The sequence below is a fragment of the Vibrio sp. 10N.247.310.24 genome (assembly GCF_041467175.1).
GTDB lineage: Bacteria > Pseudomonadota > Gammaproteobacteria > Enterobacterales > Vibrionaceae > Vibrio > Vibrio tasmaniensis_A.
Genome location: NZ_JBFSUD010000107.1, coordinates 1 through 12,610, shown reverse-complemented (window position 1 = coordinate 12,610; position 12,610 = coordinate 1). Strand labels below are relative to the sequence as shown.

General features: G+C 43.0%; 12 protein-coding genes and 1 pseudogene. 9 read left to right on the top strand and 4 right to left on the bottom strand.

Annotation, left to right across the window (positions count from 1 at the left end; all coding sequences use genetic code 11):
* Nucleotides 1–49: 49 nt before the first annotated feature.
* The 9 genes and pseudogenes from AB6E08_RS21150 to AB6E08_RS21110 form a co-directional block, all read left to right on the top strand.
* A pseudogene (locus tag AB6E08_RS21150) lies at nucleotides 50–651 on the top strand (class I SAM-dependent methyltransferase); the annotation flags it as partial.
* Nucleotides 652–754: 103 nt separating this feature from the next.
* Nucleotides 755–1,093: a hypothetical protein gene (locus AB6E08_RS21145; protein ID WP_102580039.1), complete on the top strand. Its 339-nt coding sequence runs from the start codon at nucleotides 755–757 to the stop codon at nucleotides 1,091–1,093.
* Between the two features lie 143 nt (nucleotides 1,094–1,236).
* Complete coding sequence (locus AB6E08_RS21140; RefSeq protein WP_372067626.1) at nucleotides 1,237–1,884, top strand: HAD family hydrolase; 648 nt, start codon at nucleotides 1,237–1,239, stop codon at nucleotides 1,882–1,884.
* A gap of 240 nt (nucleotides 1,885–2,124) precedes the next feature.
* A complete protein-coding gene (locus tag AB6E08_RS21135; protein ID WP_041472808.1) occupies nucleotides 2,125–2,622 on the top strand; it encodes a DUF2867 domain-containing protein in 498 nt (165 codons plus the stop codon).
* Between the two features lie 219 nt (nucleotides 2,623–2,841).
* Nucleotides 2,842–3,378, top strand: coding sequence for a GNAT family N-acetyltransferase (locus AB6E08_RS21130; protein WP_372067634.1), 537 nt, complete (start codon nucleotides 2,842–2,844; stop codon nucleotides 3,376–3,378).
* A 195-nt stretch (nucleotides 3,379–3,573) separates the two neighbouring features.
* Nucleotides 3,574–4,026 carry a hypothetical protein gene (locus AB6E08_RS21125; RefSeq protein WP_372067629.1) on the top strand — a complete coding sequence of 151 codons (453 nt, stop codon included), beginning with the start codon at nucleotides 3,574–3,576 and terminating at the stop codon, nucleotides 4,024–4,026.
* A 110-nt stretch (nucleotides 4,027–4,136) separates the two neighbouring features.
* Nucleotides 4,137–4,469, top strand: a complete 333-nt coding sequence (locus tag AB6E08_RS21120) for a hypothetical protein (RefSeq protein WP_009846781.1) — start codon at nucleotides 4,137–4,139, stop codon at nucleotides 4,467–4,469.
* Between the two features lie 59 nt (nucleotides 4,470–4,528).
* Nucleotides 4,529–4,810, top strand: a complete 282-nt coding sequence (locus tag AB6E08_RS21115; protein WP_009846780.1) for a hypothetical protein — start codon at nucleotides 4,529–4,531, stop codon at nucleotides 4,808–4,810.
* A gap of 452 nt (nucleotides 4,811–5,262) precedes the next feature.
* Nucleotides 5,263–5,559 carry a hypothetical protein gene (locus AB6E08_RS21110; RefSeq protein ID WP_017097823.1) on the top strand — a complete coding sequence of 99 codons (297 nt, stop codon included), beginning with the start codon at nucleotides 5,263–5,265 and terminating at the stop codon, nucleotides 5,557–5,559.
* A 156-nt stretch (nucleotides 5,560–5,715) separates the two neighbouring features.
* On the opposite strand, the gene AB6E08_RS21105 is transcribed toward AB6E08_RS21110, so the two are convergent.
* From AB6E08_RS21105 to AB6E08_RS21090, 4 genes are all read right to left on the bottom strand, one after another.
* The gene (locus AB6E08_RS21105; RefSeq protein ID WP_017103064.1) at nucleotides 5,716–7,224 is read right to left on the bottom strand and encodes an efflux transporter outer membrane subunit; all 1,509 of its coding nucleotides are present in this window, start codon (nucleotides 7,222–7,224) and stop codon (nucleotides 5,716–5,718) included.
* A gap of 2 nt (nucleotides 7,225–7,226) precedes the next feature.
* On the bottom strand, nucleotides 7,227–10,346 hold the full coding sequence (locus AB6E08_RS21100; protein ID WP_372067637.1) for an efflux RND transporter permease subunit: 3,120 nt from the start codon (nucleotides 10,344–10,346) through the stop codon (nucleotides 7,227–7,229).
* A 10-nt stretch (nucleotides 10,347–10,356) separates the two neighbouring features.
* Nucleotides 10,357–11,490 carry an efflux RND transporter periplasmic adaptor subunit gene (locus AB6E08_RS21095; protein WP_017103066.1) on the bottom strand — a complete coding sequence of 378 codons (1,134 nt, stop codon included), beginning with the start codon at nucleotides 11,488–11,490 and terminating at the stop codon, nucleotides 10,357–10,359.
* A gap of 100 nt (nucleotides 11,491–11,590) precedes the next feature.
* Nucleotides 11,591–12,469 (bottom strand): LysR family transcriptional regulator, encoded by an 879-nt coding sequence (locus AB6E08_RS21090; RefSeq protein WP_017097827.1) that lies wholly within the window; start codon nucleotides 12,467–12,469, stop codon nucleotides 11,591–11,593.
* Nucleotides 12,470–12,610 lie beyond the last annotated feature (141 nt).

Genomic DNA, 12,610 nt, shown 5'->3' with positions numbered 1-12,610 from the left:
GGGGGAATAAGCGCAACGGCTCGCTTCATCTTAATAGCAGCGCGACACGCTCTCGCCTGACCAAGTGAAGATTTTAAATACTAAAGTAAAATCTGAAGGTCTTGAGTTAAAAGTGTTTGAGGGTAATGCTTGTGATGTGTCATTTATCGAAAGTAGCTCTCAAGACGTTTGTGTAATTCTTGGGCCTTTGTACCACCTAAAAACTCTGCATGAAAGAGAGCTTGCGGTTAATGAAGCACTAAGGATTTTAAAGCCAAATGGTGTACTAGCCATAGCCTATATTTCACGTTTCTTTGTCGCTGGTATGTTTGCCCAACAATTTCCAGAGCTAGTCACTCCGGAGGTACTTTTAGAGTTAAATAAACATGGCACGGTATCAAACGCTAAAGCCGATAGTTTTTTCAAGGTCGGGTATTTCGCAACGCCTCGTGAAATTGAAAATCTTGTAAACAAAAATGGGTTTAATGTAATTGGACACGCAGCAACAGATGGATTTGGACGTTACATATCTAACGGTGTTAATAACTTTACGCCATCTCAATATCAGACATGGTTAGATTATCATTTAGCAAATTGCGATGAAGCAAGCCTTTGGGATCAAGTAATCATGGTTTAGTGATCGCTAGAAAAGCCAGTTCACAAAGCAGTTAAGTCGGATTCATAAGCGTGTGCCGATTCCGTTTCGCTTCATTATGGCACACGTTCACTCACAGTTTATTGGGACGTTAGCTGTTCTATTAGTATCAGAGGGAATATGTTTAAATTCGTAAGGTTGATAGTGCTATCAAATTTATTAGCACTGCTAGTTGTGGTTACTTTCGAGTATTTCACAGGCTATTTGAAACTAGCATTTTCTAGTGATTATGCGTTCTATTCAATGCTAATTCTTCTTGCTCTGGGTTCACTTTTGTCTTTTTCCGGTCATAAGGTCGGATATAGTGACCCTAGTAACATGGCTGGCGTTTCTGCTAGTTCGTTAATTGAAAACGAGTCTGCTAAATCAACCATTGTGACAAAATTAGAGAGTACGTCTGTTGGGCACAGCTTATTGCTCGCTAGTTTGTTGCCACTACTTTATTGCCTACTATCGTAGCCATCACCTAATAGATTGTTTAACTGGATTCCAAAACGCTCGGCACTTTTGTAATGGTCGGCTTTTGTGGGTAAGGTAGTCATATTAGTTTGGTTGCATTTTTCACTAGTTAACTAGGCTTATACGAGCTTGAAAAATATAACATGGAGAGTGAATTGAAAGATTACGAAGTTTATCTGTTCGATATGGACGGAACATTAGTAAATTCAGAGCCTTTAAAGGGCAAAGCGTTAGCATTAGCTTGTTTAGATTATGGCGCACACGTAGACCACAACATTTACAAAGATGTTATGGGGGAAAGTTGGCAGGTTGTAACGGGTCACTTTTTTGAAAATGCAAATATTGCTCCTGACTTAGAAGAGTTTAATTGCCACTTTCGAGCTTATTACGAACAGGTGCTCAATGATGATCTTGAGCTAAATGTTGGGGCTAAGACTTACATAGAACAGTTAAAACTAGCAGGGAAAAAGTGTGGAGTTGTTAGTTCAGCAGCAACATGGATGGTTGATAATATTTTAACCTCGTTGCAGCTAGAGAATGCTTTTGACCTTGTTATCACACAGGAGCATGTAACTAAGCATAAACCGGATCCTGAAGCCTATACTTTAGCTCTTGGTAGATTAGCGGCTTCACCTGGCCAAACAATTGTGTTTGAAGATTCCACAGCGGGTATTCGTGCTGGTAAATCTAGTGGCTGTGACGTCATTGCTGTTAAGCATAGCTTTAATGGTAAAAATGATCTAAGCGGTGCAGTTAAAGTAATCAGTACATATGAGGAATTGCCCGTATAAAAAACGAGTATGGGATTAGTAATTAAGACCGGGTAACTGACTTCTCAGTATTGCCTTGCCATGTTGCTCTGCGGCATGAAGGCTAAAGTGTTTTTTAGTTAGAGTGATACCGCTGAAGTAAGAATCATCAGACATGTTACCTCCGGTGTAATCCCACTTAAGTGTGGCAGTTCCTCAGGAGGGGGAGCCCATATTATTCGCTATGGCGCATTGTCGACTTTTCATCATCAAGGAGAGTTTATGTCTATACCCAAGAAGTCACTATTGAGCGAGTATTCTAAAAACTCATATTTCTGTGATAGCTTTTCGAAAAAAATAAAATACAACAACCAAACTGCTATTGAAGTATTTCTTGAAATAGCAACTCAAACACCGACTTGGATTGCATTTCTGATGTCTACGAGAAACTGGGTTGTATCGAAACTCGGTTTAAAAAATTTGGGTGGTCTACAAGATGTATCCCGAGATAAATTAGGTTCAGAATACGTAGTAGGCGAACGAGTCGGCATTTTTACACTGGTCAGTTCAACTGAGAATGAAGTTGTATTAGAAGACTGTGATAAACATCTTAATGTCCGAGTTTCTTTTCTTATTGAGCCTGAAGGAGAAACCGCAATTGTTCACGCAAATACCGTGGTTCATGTGAACAATGTGTTTGGTAAGACCTATATGTTCTTCGTTACGCCATTTCATAAAATAATAGTACCAAGCTCCCTGAAAGGGTTAGAACAGGCATAACAAATAGGGATTGAGTATGAATACGATACTCTAATTGAGCAGGTGAAAGCTATAAATCAAGAAATATAGCGAGTAATTTAAGCCGACAGTTAACACTTGGCAGTTGCAGTTGCAGTTGCAGTTGCAGTTCGGCTTTGCTTTAGTGATTTAGATGGTAGATTTGAGTGTGTTTGGTTACGTTATTGGGCGTTAGCTTACAAAGATGAAAAGGAACGTTTGATGTTTAAAATTGAGACAAAGAGACTGATTATTAGGGATATGAATCCTAGCGATGAAGATGCCTTCGTAGCGATGTCTCAAGATGCTAAATATCAGCGTTTCTATGATGAAAGTGACTGTGATCCTATTAAATATAAAGAGTTAACCAACTTGTTTATAGCCCAGGCGTCTGAAGAACCAAGGAAATCATATCAACTCGCAGTTGAATATAAGAGCACAGGGCAGTTCATTGGTACTGTTTGTTTGCGTTTAGAAGACAATCAGCAAGCTTCAATGGGGTGTGCGTTTTCAAGATCGCATCAAGGTCATAAGTTAAGCAATGAAGCGGCTCTCGCTTTGGCTGATTTTGGTTTTTCAACATTGGGTGTACACCGCATTTATGCGGAGACAATCAGTAAGAATTTACCTGCCATTAAGCTTTGTAAGTCTTTAGGTATGCGTAAAGAAGCGCACTTTAGAGAGCATCGTTTTTTCAAAGGGCGGTGGTGGGATACCGTAGTTTTGGCTGTCCTGCGAGCCGAATGGGTCAAGGCATAGCCAAGTGACTAATGTAGATTCGATACGCTTTACAAACAAGGCTTAGATCCGGAACAAGGTTATCTGGTTTGATACTTTGATTCGGTAGTATCAAGGTGAAGCTACTTGGTTTTGGGGAATCTGCTTTCATTACTTGCCACGATTATTTAGAAAGGCCACAGTAAGATAGCTGTTGGCTAGGTAATTGGTTGTTCGTTGTCTATAGGAGATATAACTGTGTTTTATAGTAAGGAATACAACAAGGGGTTGTTGCTCATCCTTGTTTCGATAAGTGCTTTCATTGTCATTACGTCTGATAATAACTCCGGAACATTCATCGCTCACGCCATCAACGGGTTAATTGCTTTGCTCTTTTTCTCCATGACAATTGAGGTCAAAGGCAATGCATTGAGCTGGTATTTCGGTTTTGGTTTTTTGCGTAAGAATGTAGAAGTGTCAGACATAACGGAGACATCGTTTTATCAAAGCAAGTGGTATCAAGGTATTGGCATCCGCATGTTGAGCGATGGTTGGTTATATAATGTATCGATAGGTTCAGCGCTGAAGTTAAGCCTAAGCAATGGAAAGCATGTTTACATTGGTTGTAAGGATACAGACGGTTTAAATGCGGCCTTGAAAGCTGCTAACGAACAGATAACTCAAAAGTGATTTACGAGGCTTGGCACTTTTCGTTTAAAGTTTGACTAATGTTTAAGGTCGTATGGTTTTGGGGCAGTAGCGTTGCTCGGACCATAAACGTGAGGTTGACAGGGAGAGTTATGAATCAACAAGAAGCCTTTATAGGTTTTGCGGTTTATGGGCTTATCAGTAGCTCAATTGGCTTTTTTACGTTTTTTATTATCAAAGGTGCGAAGTACAAACAAACATTGTGGACTTTGCAGTCTGTTGTTTTTGGTATCTTCTCGATTGGTTTTATCTATAGCTCAGGTGGTAATGGGTCAGAATTATTGGTCTGGGTTCCGCTGGTTATCTTGACGTCTATTTACAATATCCACTCATTGAAATTTTGTGTTTCTTGTGGAAAAACTAACGTAAGAAAAAGAGGATTATCATCCATAAAATCATGTAGTGGATGTGGTAATGCTTTATAGTAAAACTACGATATACCAGACGTTTGTTCATTTTTAGTTTCAGCCTTAAAGGAAGTTGTATGAATTTAGATAAAGCTAAAAAACGCATCGCAAAGCAGGTTAAAAAAGGCGACAACGGATACCCAAAAATCACGCTAGCGTATTACGGAACGACAAAAGATCTCGCAACGGAAGTTTCGGTTCAATTTATGTTGGGTGAGAGCGATGGTGTTCAAGAGGAGCGTTTCTCTTGCGAAACAGAAATTCGAGATAATGAGTTAATCCAGACAACGTTACTCAAGATAATCGAGCGAGCGAATGTTAACTCAGTGATTGAAGTTGAAGGCGTGACGGTTCTTTAGTTTGCTTTGAGTCTAAGCGTTTGTTTATTAATGTCGGTTTGGAACCTAATTCAGTCAGCGAACTTAGGTTATAACGAAATTGTCTATATACGTGCTTAAAGGAATAGGGAAATGCAAGAAAATGACACTGTATTACGATGTGGAAACTGTAATAAGAAAACGTCACACATCAGGTTAAGCGCGTCCGAAGTGAAGTTAAAACAGCAGGAGAAAAACACCCTCAAGTCACGAATTCTAAATATTGCATTCGGCGTGTTATTGGGTTCACATAAATCAAAATCAAAAATTAGCTACTTCAAGTGCTCGGTTTGTCATGCTGAGTATGATGATAGCGAAAGCGCTCCCCATGGTTGGGGCTAGTTGGCCTTGTTACTATGAACTCACTTCTCAACGTTTATCGTGAAGATTTGCAGATTATTGGTATGATGTTTCTATAGTCTTCGAGAGGTTTTATGATGTTGAAAATGACAAGTAGTGTACTTGCGGTGTGTTTATTCGGTCTTAGCGTGGGAGCTAACGCTTCGACACTCGAAGAGTGTGCCAAACTCCTTCCTGACGGTCACACTTATAAAGTAGAGATCATTTTAGACGTAGATAAGACTGATAAGGAGCCAACGGTTACTGGTAGTTTTGGGGTGACGGGTGGAGCCGATGCGCCTGAGACTTTCGATATTGGTGATTTTGTCGAGTGCGCAGGCCCTTTGATCAAAACCGTAGACACAGATAGCAACGATGAATCTAAGTCCTAGTCACTTGTTATCTTGTTATCTTGTTGGTCAGCTCATTAGCCAGTTAACGAATTCATAAAAATACCGCCGTAATCAACGGCGGTATTTTTTATTACGTTTATTACATCATTCACCACAGAACAAAGAACATTCAGCAGAGAACATAGAGCAGAAAGACTAGTTAACGTGAGCTAATTCGACACTCTGCGTTTCGTTCGCCACTTTCCAATCTCCACCTAAGGCTTTATACACCGCAATCGTGGTATTGGCGGTTTGAAGCTTGGCGGCTACTTGGCGATCTTGCATCGCTTTTTGTTGTCTTTGTGCGTCTAACACCGACAAGTAATCGACTAGCCCCGCTTTGTATAGCGACTTTGCCTTGCTCACCGCGTTATCAACGGCAAGGGTAGCTTCATCGATGCGCTTTTGGTTCTCTTGGCTACGGCCATAGGCAAACAAGCTTGAATCGACTTCTGCAAAGGCGCTGTCGACAGAGTGTTGGTAGTTAAGCGCTGCAGAACGGAACCTTGCTTCGTTCATTTCTACCATGGCTTCGCCTCGGCCACCATCGAATACATTCCAACTGATACCGGCAGATGCCGCCCAACCGAATGAGTCGCTACTGAACAGATCATCAAAGCTCCCAGCCGTCACACCTGGCGTACCCGTTAGGAAGAACTTTGGATAGCGATTAGCAATGCTTGCACCAAGTTCTTCGTTAATGGCTGCCATTTCGCGTTCTGCGATTCGGATATCTGGGCGTCGTTCTAATAAGTCAGAAGGTAAGCCTGTCGGAATTACATCGTTCATTCGCGGAAGGGTGAATTCACCGACTAAACGTTGGTTTACGCTCGTGAGTGATTCGCCTAACAACACCGCCATACGTTGTTTGTGAACTTGCTCTGCTATTTCAAGTTGAGGAACAATAGATTCAGTCGCCGCAAGCATGGCTTTGGCTTGAGCAAGATCTAACTCAGACCCGTAGCCGCTGCGAACCACTTTGGTGACTAATTCTAAAGTCTGCTTTTGGTCGGCTATGTTCTCTAGTGCGATCATTTTTCGCTCTTGCGCGCCACGATATTGCAGGTAGTTGTGAATGACATCGGCAGTGACTAAGGTGTTCAAGCCTGATTGGAATATCTCGGCTTGTTCAACTCGAATCGTCGCTGCGTTGGATTGTTTGTCGATACGTCCAAACAAGTCCATTTCCCACGCGATGCTCGCACCGAAGAACCGACCATCGTGCTGGGCTTCAAGTAACGACATGCCCGTTGCTGACTCAACCGTATCAGAGGCACCAAATACCGGGCTGAGTAGGGAGTCGTTCTCACTCAGTTGGTAGTTGTAATAACCACCACCGACGTTAATGGTCGGAACCTTGAATGATTCGACCACGCTTTTGTATGAGTTCGCCATGTTGATTCGCTCAGCTGCCAGTTTAAGTGGGATGTTCTGGCTTTGAACATCGACCACTAACTGATTGAGCGTTGGATCATTGAACTGTGTCCACCAATGGTTGTTCTGTTCGTTTTGGCTCACGCCGTCTTGGTTCACATCAGCTTGGCTATATAAGAACGTCTCTGCGATAGTCGTTTGCGGTTCTTCGTAATCTGGGCCAACAGCACAACCTGTCAGCAACAAAGCGAGCGCTATAGGAGCGACTTTAAACTTAGTTAATGGACGCATGTTTATTGCTCCTTGTTGAATGAAGTTGTATTTCCGCTGTTTGAATGCTGAGGTGTTGCATCAAGCACAATCACGGCGTCTTTGATTGCTTCTGCTACTGTCTTTTTTTCTTCAGTTCGATAGAAAAGCTTGTACAGCGCAGGCATCACAAACAGAGACAACACGGTTGCTGCAGCTAAGCCACCGATAATGGTTGCCGCCATCTGGTCAAACAGTAGGTCGCTTAACAACGGGATCATGCCAAGTGCTGTAGTCAGTGCCCCCATTGAAATCGCCATTGTGCGGTTCACGGTTGCTTCTTTGATGGCGTCAGATAGTGAGCGCCCGTTCTTACGTTCAAGTTCTATTTGGTCCATCAATACAATGCCGTTTTTGATGATCATACCTGTTAAGGTTACGGCGCCAATCAATGCCATAAATCCGAATGGTTTATCCAATAGCAATAAGCTGAATGTGGCACCCGTCGCTGCTAGCGGTAGGGTAGTGAAGATAATCACGGGTTGTTTGAATCCGTTAAACATCGCCACCAAGATGATGATCATTAACAAGATTGCTTTAGGTAGCTGTTTAAGAATATCGCTGACGGCTTTGTGCTCGTCGTAATATTCGCCACCCCATTCAAGGCTATAACCATCAGGCAAATGAATCGCTTCAATTTGATCTTTAATTGAGTTCCTCACCGCTGCTGGTGTGGTGTAACGACCGACACCTGCTTGTGCTGTGATGGTTTTTACACGGTCACGGCGCCAAATCATGGTTTCTTCGCTGCTTAATTCAAATCCATCGACAACTTGGCCAAGTGGAACACTGTGGATGCCCAACAGAGATCGAACGGGCAACGTTTCCAATGACTGAATCGAACTCTTTGTGCCTCGCAGTTGAATTGTGACCAGTTCATCGTTTAAGTTCATACGACCCAAGGGCATACCTTCTGACGCTCGCTTCATCGCGAACGCAATATCCGCACGGTTTATACCTGCAGAGCGCATCTTTTCTTGGTTGATGACAGGCTCAAATACTTTACTTTTCTGTCGCCAGTCGTCACGAACGTACTTGGTGTCCGGGTGTACTGCGAAGATTGCTTTTGCTTGCTCTGATAAGCCATGTAAGACCTCGGCATCAGGGCCTGAGAAACGAGCTTCAACGCTGAATTTATCCGCCGTCGCCAATTTTAAGCTTCTAAAGCGAGGGTCTGCGTTCGGAAACTCTTCCATTAACCATTTATCACCGCGTGCAATCAATGGGCTTAGTGACGGAAAATCAGTCGCATTAATCAAAATCTGGCCATAGGCCGGATCGAACGGTTCTGGCTCTATAGTCACTGAGAAGCGAGGAGCACCTGCGCCAACATAGGTTGAAATACTTTCGACTTCCGGCTGTTCCAACAACCATTGTTCGATTCGCTTCATGTCTTCTGAGGTTTGCTCAACCTTGGCACCGTTCGGCAGCCAGTAATCTAGGAACAGGATCGGTCTGTCGGCTTGTGGAATAAAGTTAACGGCAATGTTCGGGATAGCTAATGCAGTCACTAATATCAACGGAACCAAGGCGCTCAATGCTTTAAGCGGATTATCGACAGTCCAGTTGACACTCTTACGGTATAAGCTGACTTTGGTGTTATCAGCTTGCTTGGTTGGCTTGATGAAGAACCAACACATCAAGGCCGTGAAGGTCATCGCAACTAGCCAAGACAGTAACAATGACGACGCGATGATAAGGAATACCGAGCTTGCGAACTCAGCAGCATCGGTTTTTGAAAAAATTACAGGGCTCGCACCCATGATAGCGATAACTGTCGCACCAAAGAGCGGTGTTGCTGTCTCTTTAACAGAGTCAATCGCGGCTTTAGTGCGGTCGATGCCTTTGTTGATTTTCACAATCATCATATCGGTGATGATAATAGCGTTATCTACCAACATGCCGAGGGCAAGAATGAAAGTACCTAGAGAAACTCGGTGTAAGTCAATCGAAGTCATGTTCATGTAGATAAGCGTCAACAAGATAGTCAGCAGGAGGCTCGAACCGACGATGGTTGCGCTTTTTAATCCCATGAATACCGACAAGACGATAAATACAATCGCGACACTTTCTAATAAGTTGCTTACGAAGTTGTCGATCGATTTCTGAACTTCTTCAGGTTGGTTAGCAACTGTCGCAATATCAACACCTAGTGGTAAGGTTGTTTGAAAATCGTTGACGATCTGATTGATTTCATCGCCAAGTGATACCACGTTAACGCCGGTGACTGGGCTCATCGCTAACGTGACTGCAGGTACACCGTTGTAGCGGTTTTCTGTCATCATTGGCTCTTGGTAACCCATTGTGATGTCAGCAATATCACCTAAGCGAATTAAACTGGTTCCCAATTCACTCACGCCGCCTTTGATCATCAGGTTTTTGATGTCGTCTAACGAACTGAACTCACTCGACTGTTGAACTCGGATTCGTTCAGTACCTACTGAAAACTTACCCGCATCAAACGTCATGTTTTGCGTATTCAACTGCGACCAAACTTGTGTGATAGATAGGCCGTATTGCGCCAACCTTTCATCGGGGATATCGATATGAACAACGCGTGGTTGAACACCATGCAGTTCAATCTTCTTAATACCATCGACGGTTTTAATTCTGCGTTGGAGCTCTTCTGCGTAACGTCTTAGCTCAGCTGGCGATGCATCTTTACTGTGGATAGAGAAAAGCATGCCGTAGACTTCAGAGAATTCGTCTTGTACGACACTGATCTGTGCAGTCGAAGGTAGCAATAACTTCATATCAGACACTTTACGGCGTAATAAGTCCCACTCTTGAGGAAGAGCTTTTGAATTAAGAGACTCTTTTAGGTCGACAAATACCATCGACATGCCAGGGCGGGATAAAGAGCGAAGCCGATTAAGTGTCGCCATTTCTTGGAGTTTGGTTTCGACGGTGTCGGTGACTTGTTGTTCCACTTCTTCCGCAGAAGCGCCAGGGTAGAGCGTTACAACGACGGCCGTTTTTATGGTGAAGCTTGGGTCTTCAAGTTTTCCAAGCTCAAAATAAGAAAACAGGCCTGCGATGACACTCAGTGCAGTGAAAAACAGGATGAAGGTGCGTTGTTTGATTGCAAAATCAGCTAGATTCATCATGGTTCACCTACAGGCTTTTAACTTGAATATTGGAGAAGTATTGTCCTTCCACCACGTATTGCGCGCCACTCACGACCACGAAGTCGCCATTGTTGAGCGTCGATTCAACACACACAGTGTTTTTGGACATAGAAATCACATCCACAGTCACGCCATGAGCTTGTTCATTTTTAACCGTGAATACTTGCTCGATACCCGTTTGATTGACTAACGCAGAATATGGCAAACAGAAATTACTGCTCGCTTCTCCAAGTTGAGTCGTCAATGTGACCGCTTTTCCAGGCAATACCGATTTGTCAGTGGAGTCGACATGGTAAGTAACCGCATAGGTCTGCTTGATTGGGTGAGGTGACGTCGAAATTTCAGGGGCATAACCAATTAGTTTAGTCTCTGAACCATACCAATCTATGACAGAACTTTGATTTGGTTTGAACTCATGAATCAAATTTTCAGGTACTTGAATTTTAACTTCAAGTTTATCTGGATTGTGGATTGTGAACACCGAGATGCCCGGCATTACTTGTTCGTACTGGTCAAAATTGGATGCCGCAACCACACCATCGAAAGGGGCGAGCAATTGGGTATAACGAATCGAATCTTTTGCACGGCGTATATTCTGTTCTACGACTTTAACCGCCGCTTCACTTCGCTCGTACCCGCTGATTGCACGGTCTAAGTTAACATCGGCAATCGCATTATCAGCGATGGCTTGTTTTACTCGTACAAGTTCGGATGTCGCCAATTTGTGTGCAGATTTCGCTTCAAGAGCTCGTGCTTGTAACTCTTCTAACGCGACTTGATAGTCATGAGGGTCTAACTGAGCAAGTGGTTGGCCTTTCTTTACTGAATCACCAACAGAGACCATCATATTTTGAATAGTGCCAGGCACACGAAACGCAACGCCAGCCGTTTCCGATGATTGTATCTTGCCAGTAAAAGACTTTTCAGCCGTATGTGAAAGAGGCTCAAGTTGAATCACTTGAATTGGTCGAGCTTGTTTTTGAGGTGCAGTCGCCTCAGAGTCATTACAGCCAAACAGGGCGGTTAAGCTTAGTGCAATGACTGTATATTTGAATATAGGTGCCTGTTGAAAGGTAGACGAACGTTGAAAAATAGATGAATGTTGAAAGATAGGCTTCATGGATTGCTCCTCTTGAATTTATGAAGCGATTCTATCTTTCTATTTCGTTAGGATAATCTAGCCTGCTCGTGAAACACTGTCACAATATTCATTACAATGGCTAGAGTTTTGGAAGTTCTTGTAATAGAAAATCAATCAAAAGCTGTGCTGAATGGCTTAACGCTTTACGCTGAGGGTAGAGCAACCATGCTTCTTCTTTTTGAAGATTGTCGTCGGGGAATAGGTTAATCAAGCTACCGTCTTTGAGTTGATGTCGCACCAAAAGTTCTGGTAACAACGCGATACCTCTATGTCGAATAACACCGCCTTTAACAAAGCCAATGCTGTCACTGACGACCGAAGGTTCTACTTTGATGGTGTGATCTTTGATGTCCCATTCTTTATCGATGTCCCCACTTGGCCACCTGAAGCAAACAAATGGGTAATTAGTGAGCTCTCTTAGGCTTGAAGGCTTGCCTTGTTTCTCAATAAATTCAGGGCTTGCGACAAAAATACGTTGAAGAACCATCACTTTACGGGCAACCACGTTTGCATCGCTCAACGTACCACCATGCATAGCGAGGTCTAACCCTTGACGGTACATGTCGACAAAGCCGTTACTAATGTTGCGAATATCAAGCTCAACTTTAGGATACATATCTTGGAATTTAAACAGAGTCGACTGCATGATATCGCTGGTTTCAGGCAATAGACCAATCTTAATTTGTCCGTGTGCAACCTCTGACAGGTTGGAAGCGACATGGTTTGCTTTGTCGAGCGCACTTAATGCATTGAGTAGTTCTTTGTAATAGAGCTCGCCAGATTTAGTTAAGGAGAGACTTCGTGTGGTTCTAAAGAACAGTTGAATGCCGAGAGATTTCTCAAGGTCGTTAATTCTACGGCTAACGTTAGCTCGCGGAAGGTCAAGAGCATTAGCGGCGGCAGTAAAACTACCCAGTTCGACAACGGTGGTGAACAACTTAAGATCTTCGATTTTCATAGGGTTGGTTTCGAATTTGGGTATTGGATGACAACAGTTATCGTATATCAAATAGTACATAAAATCGAAAAAACAACGAATAATTAATGGCTTTGTTGCGTAATTCAATGGAACTAAATCAAGAACCTACGATCTGATCAG

What these genes read in the sequence shown, in the direction of transcription:
- AB6E08_RS21145 (WP_102580039.1), top strand. Translation starts at nt 755, where the DNA reads ATGTTTAAATTCGTAAGGTTGATAGTGCTATCAAATTTATTAGCACTG.
- AB6E08_RS21140 (WP_372067626.1), top strand. Translation starts at nt 1,237, where the DNA reads ATGGAGAGTGAATTGAAAGATTACGAAGTTTATCTGTTCGATATGGAC.
- AB6E08_RS21135 (WP_041472808.1), top strand. Translation starts at nt 2,125, where the DNA reads ATGTCTATACCCAAGAAGTCACTATTGAGCGAGTATTCTAAAAACTCA.
- AB6E08_RS21130 (WP_372067634.1), top strand. Translation starts at nt 2,842, where the DNA reads ATGTTTAAAATTGAGACAAAGAGACTGATTATTAGGGATATGAATCCT.
- AB6E08_RS21120 (WP_009846781.1), top strand. Translation starts at nt 4,137, where the DNA reads ATGAATCAACAAGAAGCCTTTATAGGTTTTGCGGTTTATGGGCTTATC.
- AB6E08_RS21115 (WP_009846780.1), top strand. Translation starts at nt 4,529, where the DNA reads ATGAATTTAGATAAAGCTAAAAAACGCATCGCAAAGCAGGTTAAAAAA.
- AB6E08_RS21110 (WP_017097823.1), top strand. Translation starts at nt 5,263, where the DNA reads ATGATGTTGAAAATGACAAGTAGTGTACTTGCGGTGTGTTTATTCGGT.
- AB6E08_RS21105 (WP_017103064.1), bottom strand. Translation starts at nt 7,224, where the DNA reads ATGCGTCCATTAACTAAGTTTAAAGTCGCTCCTATAGCGCTCGCTTTG.
- AB6E08_RS21100 (WP_372067637.1), bottom strand. Translation starts at nt 10,346, where the DNA reads ATGAATCTAGCTGATTTTGCAATCAAACAACGCACCTTCATCCTGTTT.
- AB6E08_RS21095 (WP_017103066.1), bottom strand. Translation starts at nt 11,490, where the DNA reads ATGAAGCCTATCTTTCAACATTCATCTATTTTTCAACGTTCGTCTACC.
- AB6E08_RS21090 (WP_017097827.1), bottom strand. Translation starts at nt 12,469, where the DNA reads ATGAAAATCGAAGATCTTAAGTTGTTCACCACCGTTGTCGAACTGGGT.